Origin of the sequence: Streptomyces sp. AK08-02 (genome assembly GCF_033795085.1) — a bacterium.
GTDB classification, from domain to species: domain Bacteria; phylum Actinomycetota; class Actinomycetes; order Streptomycetales; family Streptomycetaceae; genus Streptomyces; species Streptomyces echiniscabiei.
Genome location: NZ_JARAZV010000015.1, coordinates 101,451 through 123,956, shown reverse-complemented (window position 1 = coordinate 123,956; position 22,506 = coordinate 101,451). Strand labels below are relative to the sequence as shown.

Sequence of the window (22,506 nt, the reverse complement as noted above, 5' to 3'; positions counted from 1 at the left end):
CTCGGGGTTCAGCCGGTACGGACCACCAGTGCCGTGGCCACCGCCATCAGGCCCTCTTCGCGTCCCGGGAAGCCGAGGCCGTCCGTCGTCGCGCCGGACACGGAGACCGGCGCACCGGCCGCCTCCGACAGCACCTTCTGCGCTTCGTCGCGGCGCTTCCCGATCTTCGGCCGTACCCCGATGACCTGCACGGCCACGTTGCCGATGGTGAATCCCGCCGCCCGTACGATCCGGGCCGCCTCCGTCAGCAGTACCACTCCGGACGCGCCGGACCACTCGGGGCGTCCGGTGCCGAAGTGCTGTCCCAGGTCGCCGAGTCCGGCCGCCGAGAACAGCGCGTTGCACGCGGCGTGGGCGACGACGTCCGCGTCGGAGTGGCCCGCGAGTCCCGTCCCCTCGCCCTCCCACTTCAGGCCGGCGCACCACAGTTCCCGGCCCTCCTCGAAAGCGTGAATGTCGGTACCGATGCCGACCTGGGGCAGCACCGGCCCCGCCGTGGGAGACGCGGACGTGTGTTCAGAAGCCATCGTTGAGCCTCCTGCGGGCCAGTACCGCTTCCGCGAGCACCAGATCCAGCGGCCTGGTCACCTTGAACGCCTCCTCGTGGCCGGGCACGACCACGACCCGCAGGCCCAGCTGTTCGACCATGCTCGCGTCGTCGGTGACGTTCTCGGTCACCGTCTCGTGGGCTCGTACGAGCGTGTCGATCGCGAAGCCCTGCGGTGTCTGGACCGCGCGCAGTCGCGCCCGTTCGGGTGTGGCTAGCACCGGCTCGGGTTCGCCGGGGGTCGTGGCCGGTTCGACCTCTTTGACGGTGTCCGCGAGGGGCAGCGCGGGGACCACGGCCTGGGCGCCGTCCCGGACCGCCTCGATGACCGCGTCGACGGTGTCCACCGGTACCAGCGGGCGGGCGGCGTCGTGTACGAGGACGATGTCGATGCCGGGCGGCAGCGCGTCCAGGCCGAGTTTCACCGAATCCTGTCTGGACTCGCCTCCGGGCACGACCAGGAAGTCGGTGCGGTCGGGCAGCGCGTGGGCGTCGAGGAGGGTCTTCACCTCGGCGGCGCCGTCCGGTGGGGCCACGACGACGACCAGGGAGACCGCCCGGGACGCGGCCATCGCGCGCACCGCGTGGATGAGCATGGGCGTGCCGTTCAGCGCGCGGAGCGCTTTGGGGGCTCCCGGGCCGAGGCGTACGCCCCGGCCGGCGGCCGGAATCACGGCGGCGGTACGTGCCCCGGGCGGTGTGGGGCGCGATTCGTCAGACATCGGTTCCTGTCAGGTTTGTGTGCCGAGCCCTCGTGGGTATGGCCTGGAGGAGTGCCGGGCGCGAGCCTCGATCGGACCCTTCCGTGACTTCCGGTCGAGTCTGCTCCGGGCCCGGCACAGCAGGTATCAGTACTCAAGTATCAGTAGTTCAGTGCTGCTGGCAGACCGCGGGGAGCCCCTGACCGCGGAGAATCCACTGCCGGTAGGAAATCCGCTGACGGCGCCTGTTCACGTCGCGCGTGAGGTCTCGGATTCGAGGCCTGGATGCTTCGAGGCTCGGACGGTTCGAGGTTCGGGTGCGCGGCGGGAAATCCGGGCACGAACATGCCGCAGCGCCCGGCGACATTGGATACGTCATCGGGCACCGCGGCATTTCAGTGTGCTGCTTGAGCTGAGTGAGCGGGCTTTTCAGGGCCTGCGCGTTCAGGTCAGAGTCAGGACGCGAGCACCTCGTCGAGCAGTGCCTCGGCCTTGTCCTCGTTCGTGTTCTCCGCGAGCGCGAGCTCGCTCACCAGGATCTGGCGAGCCTTGGCGAGCATGCGCTTCTCACCGGCGGACAGTCCGCGCTCACGCTCACGACGCCACAGGTCACGTACGACTTCCGCGACCTTGATGACATCACCGGAGGCGAGCTTCTCCAGATTTGCCTTGTAACGACGTGACCAGTTCGTGGGCTCCTCGGCATACGGAGCACGCAGCACCTCGAAGACCCGGTCCAGCCCGTCCTGACCAACCACATCCCGTACGCCGACGAACTCCGCATTGTCCGCCGGCACACGTACAGTGAGGTCACCCTGGGCGACCTTCAGCACCAAGTAGGTCTTGTCCACGCCTTTGATCTGGCGAGTTTCGATGGCCTCGATCAGCGCGGCCCCGTGATGGGGATAGACCACGGTGTCGCCAACCTTGAACGTCATGTGACAGGTACCCCTTCCGTGGCTATCCAGGGTAACACGGAAACGGCAGCTTCTGAATGGCGTTTTCGCAGGTCAGGGCATATCTCGGGGCTTGACAAGTGCAACAGGAACGTGCTTCGGAAGGGCCCCGGAAGCGAGAACGGCGGGGGTATTCGCAGGTCGGAGCGGCTCTCCGAACGAAGCGAAACCCGGACGTTACACTCCCCCGGAGACCCCGACAGGCGACCAAACATCCACTTATGTCCGCTTCCAAGTGTGCGACTTACGCTACTCCGTTCGGTGAGCGGAGTCGGGTGCGCGGCGAATCCGGAATTGATCACGCCAGTTGATGTCCCCCCGGACGATCAAGCAGATGATCTACAGGTGATCAAATTTCGGGTGCCGTCCATTCCTTCACCGGAAATCCGCAAGCCGGTAACTCTGTTTGCCGACGGCGGTTATGTGAATGCCGGACTGTCATGCCCCAAGGAAGGGTCAAAAGTGGCTCCCGAGGCATCCGGGCTCTCCCGAGCCGGCGTCCCCGGTGACCGCTAGAGGCGGGTCGGGTGCGGTGGCACGGGAACGGCTCGGTAACCTAAGGCCGCTGACAGTCACTTAGGGCGGCTTTATAAGGAGCTGCCCGTGCGTTCCAAGGAGTTGCCGCCGCCGTGAGCAGCAGCCTTCGACGCGGCGCCCTCGCCGCATCCGCCCTCGCGTTCTCGGTCGCCACGCTCGCTGGGTGCGCGGCCGGTAACGACGCCCAGACGCTGGAGGTCAAGCCGGACAACGCGGCCATGACCGTCGGCGACATCAAGCTGCAGAACGTCGTCGTCATCACCCCGTCGGAGCTGGAGTCGACCGGCCCGGCCGCCGTCTCCGCGACGGTGTTCAACAACGGCTCCACCGCCCAGACGCTGGAGTCGATCACCGTCCCCGGCACCGGCAAGACCGCCGAACTGAAGCCCGCCGAGGGCGGCAGCCTGAGCATCCCGGCTCACAGCTCGCTCGTCATCGGTGGCGAGAACAACGCCTCCGCGGTGCTGCCGAACAGCCGTGAGGCCGTTCAGGACGGCAACGCGCAGAAGGTCACCTTCACGTTCAGCAAGACCGGTGACGTGAGCCTGCGCGCGTTCGTCGTCCCGGCGGCGGGCTACTACTCGTCATGGGGCCCGACCGCGGCTCCGGAGACACCGGCCGAGACCGCCTCGCCGTCCGCGTCCGCCTCCGGCGAGCCGACCGCGTCCGGTTCCCCGAGCCCGTCCGGGGAGGCCGGGTCGCCTGCCGCCGGGGCTTCCCCGAGCACCTCGGAGTCGGCCGCCCAGTAAGGGCCTTGGGCCAGGCGTGTGTACGGCGAAGGGCGGGACCTCCTGACAGAGGTCCCGCCCTTCGCCGTACACACACTGTCGGTTTACGGCTCGAACTTGTAGCCGAGGCCGCGGACCGTGACCAGGTATCTGGGGGCACCCGGGTCCGGCTCGATCTTGGCGCGCAGGCGCTTGACGTGGACGTCGAGGGTCTTGGTGTCGCCCACGTAGTCGGCGCCCCAGACCCGGTCGATGAGCTGCATACGGGTCAGCACGCGGCCGGCGTTGCGCAGCAGCATCTCCAGCAGGTCGAACTCCTTGAGCGGGAGGTCGACCTTGCCGCCGGAGACGGTGACCACGTGGCGGTCGACGTCCATGCGGACGGGGCCGGCCTCCAGGGCGGCCGGGGTGACCTCCTCGGGCTCGCCCCGGCGGCGCAGGACGGCGCGGATACGGGCGACGAGTTCGCGGGAGGAGAAGGGCTTGGTGACGTAGTCGTCGGCCCCTATCTCCAGACCGACGACCTTGTCGATCTCGCTGTCCTTGGCGGTGACCATGATCACCGGGACGTTGGACTTGACGCGCAGCTGGCGGCAGACCTCCGTGCCGGGCAGGCCGGGCAGCATCAGGTCGAGCAGGACGAGGTCGGCGCCGTTGCGCTCGAACTCGTCGAGTCCGTCGGGCCCGGTGGCCGCGATGGCGACCTCGAAACCCTCCTTGCGGAGCATGTACGAAAGGGCGTCGGAGAAGGATTCCTCATCCTCGACGACGAGCACTCGGGTCACGGATGGACCTCCGGGGCGTGAAGCGGATCGTAAGGGGATGTACCGGTGGTCCGGTCGGCCACTTCGCCGGGGTCGGACGGTCCGTCCCCGGTGTCGGGGTCGGAGTCTGGGAGTGACTCGGGGTGGGAGTCATGGTCGTACAGGTGCGGCCGGTTCGCGCGGGCACGGCGGCCGGAGACGGCCTCCGGCAGGCGCAGGGTGAACGTGGAGCCCTGGCCCTCGGAGCTCCACACCGTGACCTCTCCGCCGTGCGAGGCGGCCACGTGCTTGACGATCGCCAGGCCGAGCCCCGTACCGCCGGTGGCGCGGGAGCGGGCGGGGTCGACGCGGTAGAAGCGCTCGAAGATGCGCTCCTTGTCCTTGTCGGAGATGCCTATGCCCTGGTCGGTCACGGCGACCTCGATCAGGTCGCCGCCCGGCGCGTTCACCCGGCGGGCCGCTATGCCGACGCGGGTCGCGGAGGGCGAGTAGTTCACGGCGTTCTCGACGAGGTTGCCGAGGGCGGCGGCGAGCTGGCCGCGGTTGCCCCAGACGCGCAGGTCGGCGGTGCCTCCGGCGGCCATGGTGATGTGTTTGGTGCCGGCCTGGTGGCGGCAGCGGTCGACGGCCTCGGCGACGAGTTCGTCGACGCGGACGGGCTCGGCGTCCTCCAGCGGGTCGTCGTTCTGCACCCGGGAGAGGTCGATGAGTTCCTGGACGAGGCTGGTGAGGCGGGTCGCCTCGATCTGCATCCGGCCGGCGAAGCGCTCGACGGCCTCGGGGTCGTCGGAGGCGCCCATGACGGCCTCGGAGAGGAGGGACAGGGCGCCGGTGGGGGTCTTGAGCTCGTGGCTGACGTTGGCGACGAAGTCGCGCCGTACGGCCTCGATGCGGCGGGCCTCGGTGAGGTCCTCGACGAGGAGGAGGACCAGGCGGGAGCCGAGGGGGGCGACGCGGGCGGAGACGGCGAGGGCCTCGCCGCGTCCGGTGCCGCGTCTGGGAAGGTCCAGCTCGACCTGGCGTATCTCGCCGTCGCGCCGGGTGTCCCGGGCCATCTGGAGCATCGGCTCCACCGACAGCTTTCCGCCACGGACCAGACCGAGGGCGTACGCCGCCGAGCTGGCCTTCACCACGCCGTCCGCCTCGTCGAGCACGACGGCCGAGGACCGCAGCACGGACAGCACCGTGTCGACGCCGGGTGGTAGTACCGGGTCGGTGTGCAGGGACGTCCGGGTGGGGCGTTTCTGGTCGCGCTCGCTCCAGCGGAACGCCAGCATGGCGATGACACCGGTGAGTACCCCGGCGATCGCTGCCGCTGCGGCGACCGCCGCGTTCACGTCCATGCATCCAGGTTAGGCATGGGATACGACCTGGCCACAGCCAAGACCGTGCGACCTCGAACACTCGTCGCCCAGAGTTCACCTTGGAGCCAGTATTGGTTCATTTGTCGGGGCGGAAAACGTCGCGTGCGGGGCCGAACGTGGGAGCGTGGGGGTCACGGGGTCCGCTGTTCGCCCCCGAACGGACGTCAAGAGAGGGACACCTGATGCGTGACGCGTACCACGAGGAACTTGACTCGATCGGCGATAGTCTGGTCGAGATGGCCCGACTTGTCGGGTCGGCGATCGGGCGTGCCACGACGGCGATACTGGATTCGGACCTGAAGCTGGCCGAAAGCGTCATCGAGGCCGACGCCAAGGTCGACGAGCTCCAGCACGACCTGGAGGGCCGCGCCATAGCGCTGCTGGCCCGCCAGCAGCCGGTGGCCACCGATCTGCGGATCGTCGTCACGTCGCTGCGGATGAGCGCCGACCTGGAGCGCTCGGGCGACCTCGCCCAGCACGTCGCCAAGCTGGCGCGGCTGCGTTTCCCGCAGCGCGCGGTCCCGAGCGACCTGCATGCCACGATCCTGGAGATGGGCCAGCTCGCGCAGCGTCTGATGGCGAAGGCGGCCGAGGTCATCATCACCAAGGACGTCGATCTGGCGATGCAGCTGGAGACGGACGACGACGAGATGGACCTGCTGCACCGCACGCTCTTCCGGCACCTGATCGACGACCGCTGGAAGCACGGCATCGAGACGGCGGTCGACGTGACGCTGCTGGGCCGCTACTACGAGCGCTTCGCGGACCACGCGGTGTCGGTCGCCAAGCGTGTGGTGTTCCTGGTGACGGGCGAGCACGCGGACGAGTTGCAGCAGGACGTGCAGCCGCCCACCGGGGCCGAGGGGGCGTAAGCCCGCGGGCCGCCGCCGGGGGCCGTACGCCCTTGGGGACGGCCGAGCCTCCGTGCGCCGTTGATGCGCCCGGCGCGGCGGGCATGCAATGGGAAGAAGGCACCAGTCTCCAGGACCAGCTCTCCAGGAGGGCCCGATGGCCGAGACCCCGAGCACGCCCGACCCGACGCAGGAACGCGAGACGCAGCATCCCGCCGACATCAAGAACCTGCCCCTGTTCGGCGCCTGCGGCTGCGGCTCCGGCTGCGGGTGCGGGTGCCAGTCGGGCAACCCCTGCCAGTGCGGCTGATGGCGGGCACGTAGAACGGCGGCTTCACAGGGACCCTGTCTCCCGTTGGGGAGATGGGGTCCTTTTGTGTGAGGTTTGTGTGCGGAGATGGCGTTCACCCCTGTTCAGAGGGGCGGAAGTCGACCTCGATCAGCTGTGAACGGGCATACACTTCACACCAGTTGACGCTCAGGCGCGGTCCATGCACAACAGGCACCCTGTTGCCATCTCGTTAACCAGTACTTCTTGACGTCACGTGCTGCCGACGCGTTGGCTTCCGTATCTGTATCTGGGTTCGTCATGCTGTTCCCCGCCTGGAAGGCACCTGCCGTGAACGCTCGTACCCCCCGTCGGACTGCCCTGCGCCGTACCGCCATCGCGGTGACGGCCGCCGCCTCGGCCTTCTCGCTCGCCGCGTGCGGTGTCATCGACGGCGCGGGCGGCAGCAGCGGCTCCGCGGCGCCCAAGAAGGGCGACGACATCACGGTGGGTCTTCTGCTGCCCGACAAGAAGACGAAGCGCTTCGAGAAGTTCGACTACCCGCTCTTCAAGAAGCAGATCACCACCCTCACCAGCGGCAAGGGCAAGGTCCTCTACGCCAACGCCGAGGCGGACGAGGCCAAGCAGAGCAGGCAGCTGGAGGAGATGATCGCCGAGAAGGTGGACGTCCTCGTGGTCGACGCGATCGACGCGAAGTCCATCGCACCGGCGATAGAGAAGGCCAAGGACGCGAACATACCGGTCATCGCGTACGACCGGCTCGCGGAGGGCCCGATCGACGCGTACGTCTCCCACGACAACGAGCTCGTCGGCGAGGTGCAGGGCCGCTCGATCATCGAGGCCCTCGGTACCAAGGCCGCGTCCAGCAAGATCGTCATGATCAACGGCTCGCTCACGGACCCGAACACGGGGCGGTTCAAGACCGGCGCGATGAACGAGCTGCAGGGCAAGGTCCAGATCGCGGCGTCGTACAACACCAAGGACTGGCTGCCCGAGGTCGCCAAGGCCAACATGGAGACGGCGATCAGGTCCGTCGGGCTGAACAACATCGACGCCGTCTACTCGGCGAACGACGGTATGGCCGGCGCGGTCATCGACGCGATGAAGGAGGCGGGCGCCTCTAAGATCCCGCCGGTGACCGGGCAGGACGCGGACCTCGCGGCGGTACAGCGGATCGTCTCCGGTGAGCAGTACATGAGCGTCTACAAGTCGTTCATCCTGGAGGCCAACAACGCCGCGTCCATGGCGGTCGCCAAGGTCCAGGGCCGCTCGATCGAGTTCGACGCGCTGACCCGCGACCGCGTCGACAGCCCGACGGAGAAGAAGATCCCGTCGATGCTGGTGCCGGTGGTGGCCCTCACGCAGGAGAACATCAAGGACACCGTGATCCAGGACGGTGTCTACACCGTGCAGGACATCTGCACCCCGGAGTACGCGGCGGCGTGCGCGGAGATCGGCCTCAAGTAGGCAGCGCTCGCCGGAGCGGCCGTACGGGCTGAAGATGGTTAGCAGCAGGCCGTACGGAGCAGGCGTGCGACCGGATCAGGGACAGGAGGTGTGACGCCATGCCCCAGTTCATGGACGTCCACCACGGTATGGAAGGCATCACCGCCGAGCAGCTGCACCAGGCCCACCAGGCCGACCTGGACATCGAGAAGGACGAGGGGGTCCACTTCGAGAAGGCCTGGGCGGACCCCGAGTCAGGCACGGTCTACTGCCTCTCGGAGGCTCCCTCGGCGGAGGCGGTCCAGCGCATCCACGAACGCGCGGGTCACAAGGCCGACGAGATCCACGCGGTACCGCTGGCGGTGTGAGGGACCTCCGGGCTCACACCGCTCACATCAGTTTGTGCCCCTGGGTCAGCCTGGACGTGGTGCCGTCCTCGGTGAGGCGGCGGAGTCTGCCGACGCCGTCGTACTTGCGGCTCATGATGATCGCCGCCAGCCCGGTGATGGCGAGGGCCACGCCCCCGAAGAAGGCCGGCATGGCCCAGGAAGCGATCGTGTTGTCCTTCTCGGGGTCGCCCGAGGTGATGCCGGCGCTGAAGGTGAGCCAGATCAGGAACACGCCCAAGGGGACGCCCAGGAGGCCGAGGACCCGGGAGCGGAGGCGCTTGGCTCTGGTGACGGCGGTGCTGTGCAGGACCAGCTGGAACCGGGAGCCGCAGGCCTCGCAGGTGATCCTCTCGGTCCGGCTGCCCCGCTCGGGCCGCAGAGGCAGTCGCTGGACGCGGTTCGTGACGGTCATCACGGCGACGCCCCGCACGCTGAGCACGTGCGCGAACATCGTCGTGGGCTGATCGCTGACGCCGTAGAGCGATATCCCCGCGTACGCCATCTCGGCTGCCTCTCCACGTGGTTGCCCACGCCGAGGCGTGGGTTCAGGCATCGGTTATGCCCAGGAGAGGGGACTTGAAGCGGGCCTCGACGCACCTGACGCACCTGTCGCACCCGTTCCGCGCGGTACGGAAGTCCCCTGCCCGTCGGGGTGGCGGGCAGGGGACGGTCGCTTCAGCGGTTCGGGCTCACTTCACGTCGACGTAGTCGGCCGCGCCGGACCTGGCCGGAGTGAGGGAAGTGCCCGCGAAGTCGTAGCGGTACTGGCCGTCCACCGTGGCCTTCACAGTGGCCTGGGCCCAGCCGTTCCGGTCGGTCTTGACCTTCTTCAGCGTCGTGAACGCACCGGTCGTGCCCTTGCGGAACTGGAGCAACACCTGATGCCCGACCAGGGGCACGTCCTTGTGCTGCTCCCAGTTGGCGACGGTCATCCGGGCCTTGACCGTGACGTCCTTGCCCTTCTTCACCGGTTCCGGGGTCGCGTCGGCCTGGGACAGGCGGGTCTGGCGCTTGATACGCGCCAGTGGCAGGTATTCACCGCGCGTGACGTCGCCGTGGCCGTCGACGGCCACGAAGTTGATGCCCCAGGGACCAGCGACGGAGTTGCTGTAGAGGTTCGTGTACGGGTCGGCGATCATGACGGACTCGCACTTGGACGTGGTCGCGTCGACCTTGACGCAGTGGCCGGACCCGATCTGCGCGATGCGCCCGTCGACATCCCCCGCGTTCGTCCGGTGCTCCAACTCGAACGCCACGCTCCGGATGCCCGAAGGGTCGTCGAACGTCGCGGAGATCAGGAACTTGGTCTGCCGGGCGGCCTCGACGACAACGAGGGAGTCGTGGTTCCGGTTGACCGTGATGTCCATGACCCTTGTGGGCGCGTCGTCCTGGCCGTCCGCGACGGCCGGGGCGGCGAGGGCGGTGACGGCCAGGGCGGCGCTGAGCGCTGCGGCGGTGGTAGCGGCGACAGTGGCACGTATGCGCATGGTGTGGTTTCCCCCACGATTGACGAGTTGAGTGGTGGCTTCACTCGTGTCAGACAGCTGGGGCGGGTGGGAGGTTGTACCCGATCGCCGATCAGCACGCGGAGACGAGGGAGCGGCCGGACGTGTTCAGGAAAGCCGCCCGGCCTTGTGAAGCGCGTCGAAGACCATCGCGTCGACGGCCGAGACCCGGTCCCGGTCCGCGTAGCGGAACCACGCCTTTTCGGCGATCTCGCGCGCCGGGGTCAGCTCGCCGTGGTGATCGGCGGTGTAACAGATCATCCGGAAGGGGCCGTGCTCCGGATGGCCCGCGCCGATCTCGAAGGTACCGAAGCGCACCATGGAACAGGCGTCGATCGTCGCTCGCAGCTCCTCGTCGATCTCCCGCACCAGGGTCTCGTCGTCGGACTCGCCCGGTTCACGATGCCCGCCGGGGAAGTAGAAGAGCTCCCGGCCGTGAGTACGCGTCACCAACACCCGATCGTCCCGAACATGGACCCACGCGACCTTCTCGGGCACACCGTCGCCATTCGCCATGCTCCGGGACGATAGCGGGGGGCGGTGCGGGGCAGCAGTGCGGCGCAGCCGCAGCCCTGTCCGCGTCCTGACCGGAGACACCGAGAGGCCCCCGCCCTCGCGAAGGAATCACGGGGGAGGCGGGGGCTGCCCACGGCTGGGGGCTACTTCTTCTTGCCCTGGTTCTTGACCGCCTCGATCGCCGCCGCCGCCGCGTCCGGGTCGAGGTAGGTGCCGCCCGGGGTCAGCGGCTTGAAGTCGGCGTCCAGTTCGTAGGCGAGCGGGATGCCCGTCGGGATGTTCAGGCCTGAGATCGCCTCGTCGGAGATGCCGTCCAGGTGCTTGACCAGGCCGCGGAGGCTGTTGCCGTGGGCCGCGACCAGGACCGTACGGCCGGTGAGGAGGTCGGGGACAATGCCGTCGTACCAGTACGGGAGCATGCGGTCGACGACGTCCTTGAGGCACTCCGTGCGGGGGCGCAACTCCGGGGGGATCGTCGCGTAGCGCGGGTCGTCCGACTGGGAGAACTCGGTGCCGTCCTCAAGGGGCGGGGGCGGGGTGTCGTAGGAGCGGCGCCAGAGCATGAACTGCTCCTCGCCGAACTCGGCGAGCGTCTGGGCCTTGTCCTTGCCCTGGAGGGCGCCGTAGTGGCGCTCGTTGAGGCGCCAGCTGCGGTGGACGGGGATCCAGTGGCGGTCCGCGGACTCCAGCGCCAGCTGGGCCGTGCGGATCGCGCGCCTCTGGAGGGACGTGTGGAGCACGTCGGGGAGCAGACCGGCGTCCTTGAGCAGCTCACCGCCGCGGACCGCCTCCTTCTCGCCCTTGTCGGTGAGGTTGACGTCCACCCAACCGGTGAACAGGTTCTTCGCGTTCCATTCGCTCTCGCCGTGGCGGAGGAGGATCAGCTTGTACGGTGCGTCGGCCATGCCCTGAGCGTAATAGAACGTTCTGATCCCCTGCTCGGCCGCCCGGCCACCGGACGGTCGGGCGGCGACCGAGCGTCGGTCGGGCGACGGTTGACGGGATCTGCTAATTGAGTGGCTCCCTCTCCCGGCCCGCTCGTAAGTTGTCATCACCGTTCGAGCTGCTTACGTCCGTGGGGGATACCTGTGTCACTGGCCACCCTGAAACGCGCTGCCCGCGAATCCGTCTCCGGGCTGCCCCGCGAGTTCTGGTGGCTGTGGACCAGCACCCTCGTCAACCGGCTCGGGGCGTTCGTCGCCACGTTCATGGCGATCTATCTGACCCTCGACCGCGGCTACTCGGCCTCGTACGCCGGTCTGGTCGTCTCGCTGCACGGGCTCGGCGGGGTCGTCTCGTCGATCGGCGGCGGTGTGATGACCGACCGTCTCGGACGGCGTCCCACGCTCCTCATCGCCCAGTCGTCCACCGCCCTCTCCGTCGCGCTGCTCGGTTTCGTGCACGATCCGGTGACCATCGCCGGTGTCGCCTTCCTGGTGGGGATGGCGAGCAACGCCTCGCGGCCGGCCGTGCAGGCGATGATCGCGGACATCGTGCGCCCCGAGGACCGGGTCCGCGCCTTCTCCCTGAACTACTGGGCCATCAACCTGGGCTTCGCCGTCTCGTCCGCCGGCGCCGGCTTCATCGCCCAGGTCAGTTACACCGCCGGGTTCCTCGTCGAGGCCGGTATGACGCTGGCCTGCGCGATCGTCATCTTCGTCAAGCTGCCCGAGTCACGGCCGACGCGGGCCGTCAAGGAGGAGCAGGCCGAGGCGTCCGTCGGGCTCGGGACCGTCCTGCGAGACGGGCGTTTCATGGGCGTCGTCGGGCTGTGCTTCCTCGTCGCGCTCATCTTCCAGCAGGGCGCGGTCGGGCTGCCGATCGCGATGGGCGAGGCCGGGTTCACGCCGGCGGACTTCGGGATGGTCGTCGCCGTCAACGGCGTACTGATCGTCGCGTTGCAGATCCCGGTCACCCGGTTCATCGAGCACCGGGACGCCCGCCGGCTCCTCGTCCTCTCGTCCCTCCTCGCGGGGTACGGGTTCGGGCTCACCGCCTTCGCCGGGTCGGTCGGCGTCTTCGTCCTCACGGTGTGCGTCTGGACCCTGGCCGAGATCGTCAACGCGCCCACCCAGACGGGGCTGGTCGTCCGGCTGTCGCCGGTGCACGGGCGCGGTCGCTACCAGGGCATGTACACGATGTCCTGGTCGGTCGCCGGGCTGGTCGCGCCGCTGATGTCCGGGTTCGTCATCGACCACTTCGGCGCGGAGTGGCTGTGGGCGTTGTGCGCGGTCATCGGAACCGTGGCGGGGGCGGGGTACTGGGCGCTGATGGGGCGGGTCCCGGCGGTGGAGACGGCGGAGGGAACGGAAGAAGGAACGGCAGATGGAAAGGCAAAGGGGACGGTAGAGGGGGCGGCGCAGGAGGAGGCTGGAGGGGCGGCGGCGGAACCCGCCCAGGATCCCTCGCCTGCCGACGTGCTCTCCCCTGCCGAGGCGCTCTCGCGCGTCGACCTGCTCTCCCCCGTCGATACGGCCTCCCCCGTCGACACGGCCCCCGCCGCCGGGGCCGTCACGGGTGCATCCGTGACCCCTTGATCACCTTGTCCACCGCGTTCTTCGGCCCGTACACCGCCACCCCCACCACATCCAGCTCCCCGGCCCCCACGGCCCGTACCGCCGCCCGGTTGTCCCGGTCGTTGCCCGTGGTGAACAGGTCGGACGTGAAGACCGCGCACGGCAGGGCACGGGACACCGCCCGGCCGTGTGCCGTCTTCAGCGTCTCCTTCGTGGCCTCGAAGACGAGGACCGGCTGGCGGAACATCGGGAGGTACGGGGTGCCGTCCGCGTCCTCGTAGGGCTCGCCGATCACCTCGGGGACCCGCGTGCCCAGGCCGCTGACCAGGAACGCCGTCACGTTCAGGCGCTGCCAGGGTTCCAGGTCCTCGCGCAGGACCACGGTGATCTTGGTGTCGAAGCGGATCGGGGCGGGGGCGGTACCCGTCGGGGTCTCAGTGCTCGTGCTCATGCTTCGAGACTGCCGGGCGTCGTACGAACCCGTCTTGTACGTTCTTTGCATGGCCACCCGGCAGGAAGTCTCCGCCTGGCGCCCCAGTGTCCCGGGGGTCCTTGAGGTGTTCCACGCCCACTTCGTCGAGTACGCCTACCCGATGCACGTACACGACTCCTGGACGCTGCTCATCGTCGACGACGGCGCCGTACGGTACGACCTCGACCGGCACGAGCGGGGCACCCCGCACGACACCGTGACCCTGTTGCCGCCTCACGTGCCGCACAACGGGTCGCCCGCCACTCCGGGCGGGTTCCGCAAGCGGGTGCTGTATCTCGACTCCACCCATCTCGGCGACGAGTTCATCGGTGCCGCCGTCGACCGGCCCGATCTGCGGGATCCCCTGTTGCGGCTGCGCGTAGGGCAGTTGCACGGTGCGCTCGCCCGGTCCGGGGAGGAGTTCGAGGCGGCCGGCCGGCTGGCGCTCGTCGCCGAGCGGCTGCGTGCGCGGTTGCGGGCGGGCGGCGAACCGCGTCCGCCGCGTGCCGATCCGGCGCTCGCCCGGCGGTTGCGGGAGTTGCTCGACGAGCGGCTCGTCGACGGGATCACGCTCGACGAGGCCGCGCTGCTCCTGCACGCCCATCCCGCGCATCTCGTACGGGCGTTCAGCGCGGCTTTCGGGATGCCGCCGCATCGGTATCTGACGGCTCGGCGCGTCGAGCTGGCCCGGCGGTTGCTCCTCGACGGGCAGGCTCCCGGGGTGGTCGCCACCGCCACCGGGTTCTACGACCAGGCCCATCTCACGCGCCACTTCAGGAAGTTGGTGGGCGTGCCGCCCGGACGGTACCGGCTCGGGCGGTACGCGATCGGCTCCGGCGTCAGTCGGCCGTAGGGCGCTGGGTGAGGTGGGCGAAGGCGTCCAGGTTGCGGGTCGACTCCCCCCGGGACACCCGCCAGGCGTACTCCTTGCGGATCGCCGACGCGAAACCCAGCTCCAGAAGGGTGTTGAAGCTGCCGTCGGCCGCCTCCAGGACCGAGCCGAGGAGGCGGTCGATCTCGTCCGGGGTGATCGCGGACAGCGGGAGCTTGGCCGTCACGTAGACGTCGCCGAGGCGGTCGACCGCGTAACTCACGCCGTACAGCTTGAGGTTGCGTTCCAGGAGCCAGCGGTGGACGCCGGACTCGTTCTCGTCGGGGTGGCGGATCACGAACGCGTTCAGGGAGAGGGAGTGCTTGCCGACGAGGAGTGAGACCGTCGTCGAGAGTTTGCGGGTGCCGGGGAGTTTCACCACGTAGTTGCCGGGGTTCGGGCTCTCCCAGTCCAGGTCGGCCTCGGTGAGGACCTGCTCGATGATCGACGCCGAATCAGCCATGCAGCGAGCGTACGCGACGCCTGTGGGCCTGCATCGCGGCCGTGTAGACGTCCCCGGTGGCGGCGGCCGAGGCGTCCCAGCCGAAGCGCCGGGCGTGCTGGGCCGCCGCTTTGCCCATACGGGCGGTCAGGGTCTCGTTGTCGGCGAAGTCGCGCAGCACGCGCGCGTAGGCGGCCGGGTCGTGACCCTGTACGAGGAATCCCGTACGTCCTTCCGCGACCGCCACCGGGAGACCGCCCACCGCCGCCGCCAGCACCGGCGTGCCCGCCGCCTGGGCCTCTATGGCGACCAGGCCGAACGATTCGCTGTACGACGGCATGACGAGGACGGAGGCCGCCCGGAACCAGTCCGCGAGCTGTTCCTGGCCGACGGGCGGGCGGAAGCGTACGACGTCCGCGATGCCCAGGCGGGCGGCGAGTTTCTGCAGGCCCTCCGGCTTGGCCAGGCCGCTGCCGCTGGGGCCGCCGACTATCGGGACGACGATGTTGGCGCGCAGCTCAGGACGCTGGTCCAGGAGGACGGCGACCGCGCGAAGCAGCACGTCGGGAGCCTTGAGGGGCTGTATACGGCCGGCGAAGAGGGGGATCAGGGCGTCCTGCGGAAGGCCGAGACGGGCCCGGGCGGCGGCACGGCCGTCGGCCGGGGAGAAGCGGTCGAGATTGACGCCCGGGTGGACGACGGCGACCTTGCCGGGGTCCGCGTCGTAGTGGCGGACGAGTTCGTCGGCCTCTTCGGCGGTGTTGGCGATGAGGCGGTCGGCGGCGGCCACGACCTGCATCTCGCCGATCACGCGGGCGGCGGGCTCGGGGTTGTCGCCCGCGGCCAGGGAGGCGTTCTTGACCTTGGCCATGGTGTGCATGGCGTGTACCAGGGGGGCGCCCCAGCGTTCGGCGGCGAGCCAGCCGACGTGGCCGGAGAGCCAGTAGTGCGAGTGCACGAGGTCGTAGTGGCCGGGACGATGGCCGGCCCAGGCCTGCATGACGCCGTGCGTGAAGGCGCACAGCTGGGCGGGGAGGTCCTCCTTGGGGAGGCCTTCGTAGGGGCCCGCGTCGACGTGTCGCACCAGGACGCCGGGGGCCAGTTCGACGGTCGGGGGGAGGGCGGCCGTGGTGGCCCGGGTGAAGATCTCGACCTCGATGTTGATCGCGGCGAGGCGCTGCGCGAGCTCGACGATGTAGACGTTCATGCCGCCCGCGTCGCCCGTGCCCGGCTGGTGGAGCGGGGAGGTGTGCACGGAGAGCATGGCCACCCGGCGGGGCCTGCGGCGGCGTCCCAGTCGGCCGATGTACTGGCTCACGTGGCGTTCCTCCTTCTCGGCCCGACTCAACCCGCTCCGGATCGCAGAGCACCGAAGGGTCAACGCCCGGGGGAGGCGACCCATTTCCTCTTTGCCCAATCATTACCATTTACCGCTCAACCGTTCGATAGCACGCCGCCCCTTACCCTCGTACTCATGGCTCCCCGCGCATCGGCCCTCCCCCGCGTCGTGGGCACGGTGACGCGCGGGACGACCAATCCCAACCGGCTGCGCCGGATGGACCGCTGGATCGCGGCCACCCACGGCTCCGCCCTGCGCGGCGCCCCCTCCCCCGTCGCGGTCGACCTCGGGTACGGCGCCGCCCCCTGGACGGCCGTGGAACTGCTGACACGGCTGCGTACCGTGGCGCCACGCGCGCGCGTGGTGGGCGTCGAGATCGAACCGGCCCGGGTCGCGGCGGCGAAACCGTACGAGCGCGACGGGCTCGTCTTCCGGCACGGCGGCTTCGAGATCCCGGTGCCGGAGCGGCCGGCGCTCATCCGCGCGGCGAACGTGCTGCGGCAGTACGAGGAGGGCGAGGTCGCCGCGGTCTGGGCGCGGCTGTGCGCCCGGCTCGCGCCGGCCACGGAGATCCCGGGGGGCGGGCTGCTCGTCGAGGGCACGTGTGACGAGATCGGGCGCCGGCACGTCTGGGTCGCCCTCGGGCCCGAGGGTCCGCGCACCGTCACCTTCGCGACCCGGCTCGGCTCCCTGGACCGCCCCTCCGACCTCGCCGAGCGCCTCCCGAAGGCCCTCATCCACCGCAACGTCCCCGGCGAGCCGGTGCACGCCTTCCTGCGCGACTTCGACCGCGCCTGGGCGGCCGCGGCGCCCTATGCGTCGTACGGGGCCCGCCAGCGCTGGATCCGGGCGGTGCGGGACCTGACGGCGGACTGGCCGGTGACCGGCGGCCCGGTGCGGTGGCGGCAGGGTGAAGTGACCGTGGCGTGGGGGGCGTTGGCGCCTCGCAGCTGAGCCGCCGGCTCAACGGGACACCCGGGGCCGGATCTTCCGGCCTCCCTCACTTCCCCGGATGCCCTCACTCCCCCGACTCCCTCTGCTTCCCTGCCTTCCCCTGCTTCCCCGGCGCCTCAAATTGCTCACGATTCGTGGGCAACGATCTCCGTACGCCGTTCGTCACACATGCGGGGACGCGGAAAGGACAGGCAACTCGCGGGAGGCCTGTTGCTTTTTGCGGTGACATGGCACGATCCCCCGGGCGTCCGTAAGTTACTGACGGTTAATCACGTGGGCGAAAGGTACGGGGGTACGGCGAATGGGAGTCGGCAAGCGGAGTCTGATCGCGGCAGCCGTGGGACTGGTCTGCGCGGTCACCGTCCTGGGGGGCGCGGGCACGGCGTTCGCGAGCCCCGCACCGACCCCGACCGGGACCCCGACGCCCGCACCGACCACGACGCCGAGCGTGACGCTGCCGCCGAACAAGGACCTGGAAGCCGTACACAAGAAGCTGGAGCGGCTCTATCACGACGCCGCGGTCGCCACGGACGCCTACAACGCGGCGGAGGAGCAGACCGAACGGCAGTCCGCCGAACTCGTCGACCTGGCCCGGGAGATCGTCAAGGGGCAGAAGCGGCTGGCCGAGCTGAAGGACCGCGCGGGTGCCGCGGCGCGCTCCCAGTACCGCTCGGGCGGCCTGCCACCGGAGGCCCGGCTGTGGCTCAGCGGTGATCCGCAGGCATGGCTGGAGGGTGTCGACCGGATCCGGCAGGGCCAGAAGGCGACCACGGGCATGCTCGCCGAAATGGCGCGCACACAGCAGGACCTGGAGCTGTACGCGCGGGACGCCTCGGCCCAGTGGACGAAGCTGGAGACCAGCCGGAAGGCCCGGGCCGCCGCCCAGAAGCAGATCAAGCAACAGATCGCGGCGGCCGAGCAGTTGGAGTCCCAGCTGCAGAAAAAGGAGAAGGAACGCCTCGCGGAGCTGGAGCGCGAGGCCGCCGCCAAGGCGCAGACGTCCTGGCTCGGTTCCGGCATCCTCGACGACATCGACGGCAGTGCGACGGCCCAGGGCAAGAAGGCCGTGGAGTTCGCGACGGCCCAGATAGGCAAGGCGTACGAGTGGGGCGCCGAGGGCCCCGACACCTTCGACTGCTCGGGCATGACCTCGGCGGCCTGGGCGGCGGCCGGAGTACCCATCCCGCGCACCTCGCAGCAGCAGTGGGCCCAGCTTCCGCACGTCGACGTCAAGGACATGCGCCCCGGCGACCTGATCGTCTACTTCGACGACGCGAGCCACATCGCGATGTACATCGGCGACGGCAAGATGGTGCACGCCCCGCGGCCCGGGCGGACGATCACGATCGCGGGGGCAGGATCGATGCCGATACTCGGGGTGGTCCGGCCGGGCGCGTGAACGCGGGATCGCCACTGTCGCCGAGAGCACCCAGGACACCGAGCCGGCTGGGCTCGCCGGGTCGCCGGAAACACCGGACCACCGGGACCACCGGGACCACCGGGACCACCGGGACCACCGGGATGGAAATCGGGCCACTCTCCACATACGGCACCTTTCGCGCCGCGTTGAGAATCCCTCGCCGCGCGTGACCCGCCCCACGTGACCCACCGCACCACACCACCCCCACCGGCGACTCCCAACCCTCCGACGGACGTGACATTCGTCATTCCTGGGCGGGCAACCTCACGCCCAAGTGCGTTACGGGGCAAGGCATATGTCACCGGGGCGACCCCGGGGACGCGCCGGTGACCCCGTCAACCATTCCGCTGCGGGCCTGTCAACCGCTATGGTCCCGGTCGGTGGTTCGAGACCCCTCGCCCATCGTGCCCTCGGGGGGAGGGAAGGAACCCACGACGATGCCCGCACCCATACCGCGGCAGAGAGCGATCCCGGCCGCGGAAAACGGTCAGGCGCCGACCCCGGCCGTGCCCGGAGTGGCCCCGGCCACCCCCGTCATGCCCGGAGGGACCTCCGCAGGCACCCCCGGCCCCGGCGCGGCGATCAACGCGCCGACCAACGCGGCCGCCTCCGTCGCCTCCCCCGGCACGCATCTGACCCTGCTGCTGATCCAGGACGACCCGGGCGGCTCGCCCGTCGTTCCCGAGCTGCTCGACGCCACGGGCAAGCCGATCCGCGTCCGTACGGCCCGCAACCTCACCGAGGCCGAGCGGCTGCTCACCGACGACGTCCACTGCATCCTGCTGGACCTCGCGCTGCCCGCACCCCACCACGCCGAGGACGGCAACGACGACGAGCTGGCGGTGCTCAAGCACGTGCTGAGGATCGCGCCCCGGCACGCCGTCCTCGCGCTCACCGCCTCCGGCGACGCCGAGCGCGGTACGGAGGCGGTGCGCGTCGGCGCCCAGGACTACCTCTTCCGCGACGAGCTGGACGGACGGCTGCTGAGCCGTGCGATCCGCTACGCGGTGGAGAGGAAGCGCTCCGACCGGGCGGAGCGCCGGCTCACCGAGTCCCGGCTGCGGGCCCAGGAGAACGCCCGCCTGGAACGCGGCCTGCTCCCCACCCCGCTCCTCGACGGCTCCTCGCTCCGCTTCGCCGCCCGCTACCGCCCCGGCCGCTCCCGTGCCCTGCTCGGCGGCGACTTCTACGACACGGTCCGGACGCCCGACGGCACGGTCCACGTGATGATCGGCGACGTGTGCGGGCACGGCCCCGACGAGGCGGCGCTCGGTGTGGAGCTGCGCATAGCGTGGCGGGCGCTGACGCTGGCGGGCCTGTGCGGCGACGCCCTGCTGGGCACACTGCAGCAGGTGCTTGAGCACGAACGCGAGAACGACGAGATCTTCGCGACGCTCTGTACGGTCGACATCTCGCCGGACGGCCGTAGCGCGGGCCTGTGCCTGGCCGGCCACCCGGCTCCGCTGCTGATCCGCCCGGCGCCCGTGGCCTCCGGGTCGGAGACCGTGGCGGAGCTGCTGCCGTACGACAACAACGGCCCGGCGCTGGGCCTGCTGCCGGGGGCCCGCTGGCCTCGTACGCAGGTGCGGCTGGGGGCCGAGTGGACGCTGATGCTCTACACGGACGGCCTGATCGAGGGCCATATCGGCGAGGGCCGGGAACGGCTCGGCCAGGACGGCATGGTGGCGATGATCCGCCGCCAGCTCGCCCAGGGCCTGCGCGGCGAGAAGCTGCTGCGGGCGGCCGTGAGCGAGGTGCGCGAGCTGAACGGCGGGGAGCTGACCGACGACCTGGCCGTCCTGCTGCTCGACCGCCTGGCGTAGTCCGCCCGGGGCGGGGGCAGGACCGGCAGGGCGGGTTCGGTTCAGCGGCCGCCGTTGTACGGCCCGTACGGACCGTCACTGCTGGAGCCGCCGCCTCTGCGGCTGCGTCCGCCGCCCGGGAGGCCGCGCAGGGCCGGTCGTACGTCGACCATGTACACGATCGTCGCGACCAGGCCGATGATCGGCAGGAACGACAGGATGTTGAAGATCAGGTTCACCACGAAGGCGAGCCCGAGGACCACCAGCCAGAACGGCTTGGTCTTCTTGTCCGCCGCCCGATAGGCGTCCTCGCGGCGCACCGCGGCGTCGAACAGCGCGAAGCCGCTGAAAATGATCAGGGCCACGCTCAACAGCCACATGAACCCCGCGAACCCCTGCATCAGCACAACGTCCACCACCAAGCTCGGTCAGTTCGTATGTGCGGTCACCGTACCCGCAACCGCAAACCCGCTACCCGCCAAACGGGCCGGGCACTCATGGAGTGCCCGGCCCGTCCCTGTACCTACCGTTTCACCCGTTCGGCTCTGCCTACTTGGTGGGCGGGGTCGTCTTCCTGGCGGCGGGCTTGCGGGCCGGAGCCTTCTTGGCGGCGGGCTTCCGGGCCGACGCGGCCTTGGCCTCGACGGGCGCCGGGGTCGGGGCCGCGGCCGGGGCGGGCACCTTCTCGTCGGTCGCCACCTTGACCTCGACCGGCTCGGCGTTCGGCTCGACGGCGATCGCCAGTTCCTCGATCTCCTCGGCGGCCTCGCCGCGCCAGGTGCGCACGGCCTGCTCACCGTGCTCGGCGACCTTCTCGTACGTCTCCCGCGCCTTCACGGCGTACTCGGCGGCGACGCCGACACCGCGCAGGGCCAGGTCCTGGGCGCTCTCGCCGAGCTTCTTCAGGTCGGCGTCGATGGTGGAGCCGAGCTTCTTGAAGTCGCCGTCGAGCGTGTTGATGAACTCGCCGACCTTGGTCTGAAGGGTCTCCTGCGCCTCCTTGGCGCGGACAGAGGCCTTCTCCTGCGCCTCCTTGGCGCGAGCGGCGGCCTTCTCCTGCACGGCCTTCGGGTCGGTGCCCCGTACGGCCTCGATCCGGGCCGGCGCCTCGGCACGCAGCTGCTCGACCAGACCGGGCACCTTCTTGGCCTGCTGGAGAGCGAGGTCGGCGGTGCCGGCGGCGAAGTAGAGCGGCGTGGGGTCGCTGAAGGTCTTGCGCAGGTCGTCGGTGATGGCCATGGTGATGGTCCTCCCGTGTCACTTGGGCTGAGGGTTTTGGGTTGTCGCGTATCGCTTACGTCCGGCCGGTGTTGACGGACGCGCCCGGGGCGCGGAGTGCGTCCGTCACGTCGGGTGCGTCAACTGGCCGTCTGCTGTGGGTCGGCGTCGCTGCCGGTGCCTATCTCGGTGTCTCTGAGAGCACCGCTCGGAACGTCCGGCACAGGAACGTCCGTCGCGGCCGGGGCGCTGTCCTGATCGGCGATCTCGAACCCGTTCTCCTTGCGGAAGGACTCGTAGATCTGCAGGAGCACCTGCTTCTGCCGTTCGCTGAGCGTGGGATCGGCGAGTATGACGGCACGCGTCTCCACCTCTTCCCGGTCCCGCTCGGCGTCCAGGATCCCGGCCCGCACATACAGCGTCTCGGCGGAGATCCGCAGCGCCTTGGCGACCTGCTGCAACACCTCCGCGCTCGGCTTGCGCAGCCCGCGCTCGATCTGGCTCAGATACGGATTGGACACCCCGGCGGCATCGGCGAGCTGCCTGAGGGACAGCTGCGCGGTGCGCCGCTGATCACGCAGGTACTCACCAAGATTGCCGACGTTGAGCGTTGCCATGCCTCTACCTTGCCCCACGCCTGCTAACTATTGCAAGCGCCTGCTTGCAATAGTGCGCTACGCCACTTCGGCAAGGCGATGTGACTTCACGAGGTAGATGTCACCTTGCAGCGATACCAGAGCTTCGGTAGGTATCTGCTGTGGCTGCCGCGGAAGGTGCCGGTGCGGCAGGCGTCAGGCGACGGCCGCGCGGGCCTGCCGCGCGGTCTCCGGGCCCGGGGCTCGAAAGAAATCCTCCGCGCGGCGGTGCAACGAAATCCGA

At 69.7% G+C, this 22,506-nt stretch carries 25 protein-coding genes; 10 read left to right on the top strand and 15 right to left on the bottom strand.

All coding sequences use genetic code 11. The features are described from left to right. Positions 1-8 precede the first annotated feature (8 nt). The 3 genes from ispF to PV734_RS30075 all read right to left on the bottom strand — a co-directional run bounded on the left by ispF (position 9) and on the right by PV734_RS30075 (position 2,186). The gene (gene ispF / locus PV734_RS30085; protein ID WP_319097171.1) at positions 9-527 is read right to left on the bottom strand and encodes a 2-C-methyl-D-erythritol 2,4-cyclodiphosphate synthase; all 519 of its coding nucleotides are present in this window, start codon (positions 525-527) and stop codon (positions 9-11) included. Beyond that, positions 517-1,269 (bottom strand): 2-C-methyl-D-erythritol 4-phosphate cytidylyltransferase, encoded by a 753-nt coding sequence (ispD, locus tag PV734_RS30080; protein WP_319097170.1) that lies wholly within the window; start codon positions 1,267-1,269, stop codon positions 517-519. The genes ispF and ispD overlap by 11 nt, the downstream gene beginning before the upstream one ends. A 434-nt stretch (positions 1,270-1,703) precedes the next feature. Then, the gene (locus tag PV734_RS30075) at positions 1,704-2,186 is read right to left on the bottom strand and encodes a CarD family transcriptional regulator (RefSeq protein ID WP_003953493.1); all 483 of its coding nucleotides are present in this window, start codon (positions 2,184-2,186) and stop codon (positions 1,704-1,706) included. A 647-nt stretch (positions 2,187-2,833) separates the two neighbouring features. On the opposite strand from PV734_RS30075, the gene PV734_RS30070 reads away from it, so the two are divergent. Next, positions 2,834-3,490: a DUF461 domain-containing protein gene (locus tag PV734_RS30070; RefSeq protein ID WP_319097169.1), complete on the top strand. Its 657-nt coding sequence runs from the start codon at positions 2,834-2,836 to the stop codon at positions 3,488-3,490. A gap of 83 nt (positions 3,491-3,573) precedes the next feature. Here the strand turns inward: PV734_RS30070 and PV734_RS30065 are convergent, their stop codons facing one another. Both PV734_RS30065 and PV734_RS30060 read right to left on the bottom strand, forming a co-directional pair. Further along, positions 3,574-4,254 (bottom strand): response regulator transcription factor, encoded by a 681-nt coding sequence (locus tag PV734_RS30065; protein WP_006377546.1) that lies wholly within the window; start codon positions 4,252-4,254, stop codon positions 3,574-3,576. After that, positions 4,251-5,576, bottom strand: coding sequence for a sensor histidine kinase (locus PV734_RS30060; RefSeq protein WP_319097168.1), 1,326 nt, complete (start codon positions 5,574-5,576; stop codon positions 4,251-4,253). Before PV734_RS30060 ends, PV734_RS30065 begins: the two co-directional genes overlap by 4 nt. A 203-nt stretch (positions 5,577-5,779) precedes the next feature. On the opposite strand from PV734_RS30060, the gene phoU reads away from it, so the two are divergent. From phoU to PV734_RS30040, 4 genes are all read left to right on the top strand, one after another. Further along, on the top strand, positions 5,780-6,469 hold the full coding sequence (phoU, locus tag PV734_RS30055) for a phosphate signaling complex protein PhoU (RefSeq protein ID WP_319097166.1): 690 nt from the start codon (positions 5,780-5,782) through the stop codon (positions 6,467-6,469). A gap of 136 nt (positions 6,470-6,605) precedes the next feature. Beyond that, complete coding sequence (locus PV734_RS30050) at positions 6,606-6,758, top strand: hypothetical protein (RefSeq protein ID WP_319097165.1); 153 nt, start codon at positions 6,606-6,608, stop codon at positions 6,756-6,758. A 309-nt stretch (positions 6,759-7,067) separates the two neighbouring features. Beyond that, complete coding sequence (locus PV734_RS30045) at positions 7,068-8,204, top strand: sugar ABC transporter substrate-binding protein (protein WP_319097164.1); 1,137 nt, start codon at positions 7,068-7,070, stop codon at positions 8,202-8,204. 98 nt (positions 8,205-8,302) lie between these two features. Continuing rightward, entirely contained in the window at positions 8,303-8,551 is a 249-nt protein-coding gene (locus tag PV734_RS30040; RefSeq protein ID WP_319097163.1) for an SCO4226 family nickel-binding protein, read from the top strand. A 22-nt stretch (positions 8,552-8,573) separates the two neighbouring features. Here the strand turns inward: PV734_RS30040 and PV734_RS30035 are convergent, their stop codons facing one another. The 4 genes from PV734_RS30035 to PV734_RS30020 all read right to left on the bottom strand — a co-directional run bounded on the left by PV734_RS30035 (position 8,574) and on the right by PV734_RS30020 (position 11,498). Further along, positions 8,574-9,074, bottom strand: coding sequence for a hypothetical protein (locus PV734_RS30035; protein ID WP_319097162.1), 501 nt, complete (start codon positions 9,072-9,074; stop codon positions 8,574-8,576). 187 nt (positions 9,075-9,261) lie between these two features. Continuing rightward, the gene (locus PV734_RS30030; protein WP_319097161.1) at positions 9,262-10,059 is read right to left on the bottom strand and encodes a hypothetical protein; all 798 of its coding nucleotides are present in this window, start codon (positions 10,057-10,059) and stop codon (positions 9,262-9,264) included. Between the two features lie 126 nt (positions 10,060-10,185). Next, positions 10,186-10,593 (bottom strand): NUDIX domain-containing protein, encoded by a 408-nt coding sequence (locus tag PV734_RS30025; RefSeq protein WP_319097160.1) that lies wholly within the window; start codon positions 10,591-10,593, stop codon positions 10,186-10,188. A 143-nt stretch (positions 10,594-10,736) separates the two neighbouring features. After that, positions 10,737-11,498 (bottom strand): phosphoglyceromutase, encoded by a 762-nt coding sequence (locus tag PV734_RS30020; protein WP_006377543.1) that lies wholly within the window; start codon positions 11,496-11,498, stop codon positions 10,737-10,739. Positions 11,499-11,681: 183 nt separating this feature from the next. On the opposite strand from PV734_RS30020, the gene PV734_RS30015 reads away from it, so the two are divergent. Next, positions 11,682-13,130 (top strand): MFS transporter, encoded by a 1,449-nt coding sequence (locus PV734_RS30015; RefSeq protein WP_319292788.1) that lies wholly within the window; start codon positions 11,682-11,684, stop codon positions 13,128-13,130. On the opposite strand, the gene PV734_RS30010 is transcribed toward PV734_RS30015, so the two are convergent. Next, a complete protein-coding gene (locus tag PV734_RS30010) occupies positions 13,105-13,560 on the bottom strand; it encodes a DUF2000 domain-containing protein (RefSeq protein WP_319292786.1) in 456 nt (151 codons plus the stop codon). The genes PV734_RS30015 and PV734_RS30010 overlap by 26 nt on opposite strands. A 49-nt stretch (positions 13,561-13,609) precedes the next feature. Here PV734_RS30010 and PV734_RS30005 point away from each other — a divergent pair, with 49 nt between their 5' ends. After that, entirely contained in the window at positions 13,610-14,434 is an 825-nt protein-coding gene (locus PV734_RS30005) for an AraC family transcriptional regulator (protein ID WP_319292784.1), read from the top strand. Here PV734_RS30005 and PV734_RS30000 read toward each other — a convergent pair. Together PV734_RS30000 and mshA are read right to left on the bottom strand one after the other, a co-directional pair. Then, entirely contained in the window at positions 14,421-14,915 is a 495-nt protein-coding gene (locus PV734_RS30000; RefSeq protein WP_319292782.1) for a YbjN domain-containing protein, read from the bottom strand. The genes PV734_RS30005 and PV734_RS30000 overlap by 14 nt on opposite strands. Next, positions 14,908-16,212: a D-inositol-3-phosphate glycosyltransferase gene (mshA, locus tag PV734_RS29995; protein WP_415924287.1), complete on the bottom strand. Its 1,305-nt coding sequence runs from the start codon at positions 16,210-16,212 to the stop codon at positions 14,908-14,910. The genes PV734_RS30000 and mshA overlap by 8 nt, the downstream gene beginning before the upstream one ends. Before the next feature lie 156 nt (positions 16,213-16,368). Here mshA and PV734_RS29990 point away from each other — a divergent pair, with 156 nt between their 5' ends. From PV734_RS29990 to PV734_RS29980, 3 genes are all read left to right on the top strand, one after another. Continuing rightward, positions 16,369-17,187, top strand: coding sequence for a class I SAM-dependent methyltransferase (locus tag PV734_RS29990; protein ID WP_319097155.1), 819 nt, complete (start codon positions 16,369-16,371; stop codon positions 17,185-17,187). Positions 17,188-17,488: 301 nt separating this feature from the next. After that, positions 17,489-18,586: an NlpC/P60 family protein gene (locus tag PV734_RS29985; protein ID WP_319097154.1), complete on the top strand. Its 1,098-nt coding sequence runs from the start codon at positions 17,489-17,491 to the stop codon at positions 18,584-18,586. A 458-nt stretch (positions 18,587-19,044) separates the two neighbouring features. Continuing rightward, on the top strand, positions 19,045-20,430 hold the full coding sequence (locus PV734_RS29980; protein WP_319097153.1) for a PP2C family protein-serine/threonine phosphatase: 1,386 nt from the start codon (positions 19,045-19,047) through the stop codon (positions 20,428-20,430). 41 nt (positions 20,431-20,471) lie between these two features. Here PV734_RS29980 and PV734_RS29975 read toward each other — a convergent pair whose 3' ends face one another. From PV734_RS29975 to PV734_RS29965, 3 genes are all read right to left on the bottom strand, one after another. Then, positions 20,472-20,810 carry a DUF2516 family protein gene (locus tag PV734_RS29975; RefSeq protein WP_079061340.1) on the bottom strand — a complete coding sequence of 113 codons (339 nt, stop codon included), beginning with the start codon at positions 20,808-20,810 and terminating at the stop codon, positions 20,472-20,474. 148 nt (positions 20,811-20,958) lie between these two features. Next, positions 20,959-21,648 (bottom strand): hypothetical protein, encoded by a 690-nt coding sequence (locus PV734_RS29970; protein WP_319097151.1) that lies wholly within the window; start codon positions 21,646-21,648, stop codon positions 20,959-20,961. 119 nt (positions 21,649-21,767) lie between these two features. After that, positions 21,768-22,244 carry a helix-turn-helix domain-containing protein gene (locus PV734_RS29965; RefSeq protein WP_319292779.1) on the bottom strand — a complete coding sequence of 159 codons (477 nt, stop codon included), beginning with the start codon at positions 22,242-22,244 and terminating at the stop codon, positions 21,768-21,770. Positions 22,245-22,506: the final 262 nt, after the last annotated feature.

Excerpts from the sequence above, each read along its gene's own strand:
- ispF (WP_319097171.1), bottom strand. The coding sequence starts at position 527 with ATGGCTTCTGAACACACGTCCGCGTCTCCCACGGCGGGGCCGGTGCTG.
- ispD (WP_319097170.1), bottom strand. The coding sequence starts at position 1,269 with ATGTCTGACGAATCGCGCCCCACACCGCCCGGGGCACGTACCGCCGCC.
- PV734_RS30075 (WP_003953493.1), bottom strand. The coding sequence starts at position 2,186 with ATGACGTTCAAGGTTGGCGACACCGTGGTCTATCCCCATCACGGGGCC.
- PV734_RS30060 (WP_319097168.1), bottom strand. The coding sequence starts at position 5,576 with ATGGACGTGAACGCGGCGGTCGCCGCAGCGGCAGCGATCGCCGGGGTA.
- phoU (WP_319097166.1), top strand. The coding sequence starts at position 5,780 with ATGCGTGACGCGTACCACGAGGAACTTGACTCGATCGGCGATAGTCTG.
- PV734_RS30050 (WP_319097165.1), top strand. The coding sequence starts at position 6,606 with ATGGCCGAGACCCCGAGCACGCCCGACCCGACGCAGGAACGCGAGACG.
- PV734_RS30040 (WP_319097163.1), top strand. The coding sequence starts at position 8,303 with ATGCCCCAGTTCATGGACGTCCACCACGGTATGGAAGGCATCACCGCC.
- PV734_RS30035 (WP_319097162.1), bottom strand. The coding sequence starts at position 9,074 with ATGGCGTACGCGGGGATATCGCTCTACGGCGTCAGCGATCAGCCCACG.
- PV734_RS30030 (WP_319097161.1), bottom strand. The coding sequence starts at position 10,059 with ATGCGCATACGTGCCACTGTCGCCGCTACCACCGCCGCAGCGCTCAGC.
- PV734_RS30025 (WP_319097160.1), bottom strand. The coding sequence starts at position 10,593 with ATGGCGAATGGCGACGGTGTGCCCGAGAAGGTCGCGTGGGTCCATGTT.
- PV734_RS30020 (WP_006377543.1), bottom strand. The coding sequence starts at position 11,498 with ATGGCCGACGCACCGTACAAGCTGATCCTCCTCCGCCACGGCGAGAGC.
- PV734_RS30010 (WP_319292786.1), bottom strand. The coding sequence starts at position 13,560 with ATGAGCACGAGCACTGAGACCCCGACGGGTACCGCCCCCGCCCCGATC.
- PV734_RS30005 (WP_319292784.1), top strand. The coding sequence starts at position 13,610 with ATGGCCACCCGGCAGGAAGTCTCCGCCTGGCGCCCCAGTGTCCCGGGG.
- PV734_RS30000 (WP_319292782.1), bottom strand. The coding sequence starts at position 14,915 with ATGGCTGATTCGGCGTCGATCATCGAGCAGGTCCTCACCGAGGCCGAC.
- PV734_RS29990 (WP_319097155.1), top strand. The coding sequence starts at position 16,369 with ATGGCTCCCCGCGCATCGGCCCTCCCCCGCGTCGTGGGCACGGTGACG.
- PV734_RS29985 (WP_319097154.1), top strand. The coding sequence starts at position 17,489 with ATGGGAGTCGGCAAGCGGAGTCTGATCGCGGCAGCCGTGGGACTGGTC.
- PV734_RS29980 (WP_319097153.1), top strand. The coding sequence starts at position 19,045 with ATGCCCGCACCCATACCGCGGCAGAGAGCGATCCCGGCCGCGGAAAAC.
- PV734_RS29975 (WP_079061340.1), bottom strand. The coding sequence starts at position 20,810 with ATGCAGGGGTTCGCGGGGTTCATGTGGCTGTTGAGCGTGGCCCTGATC.
- PV734_RS29970 (WP_319097151.1), bottom strand. The coding sequence starts at position 21,648 with ATGGCCATCACCGACGACCTGCGCAAGACCTTCAGCGACCCCACGCCG.
- PV734_RS29965 (WP_319292779.1), bottom strand. The coding sequence starts at position 22,244 with ATGGCAACGCTCAACGTCGGCAATCTTGGTGAGTACCTGCGTGATCAG.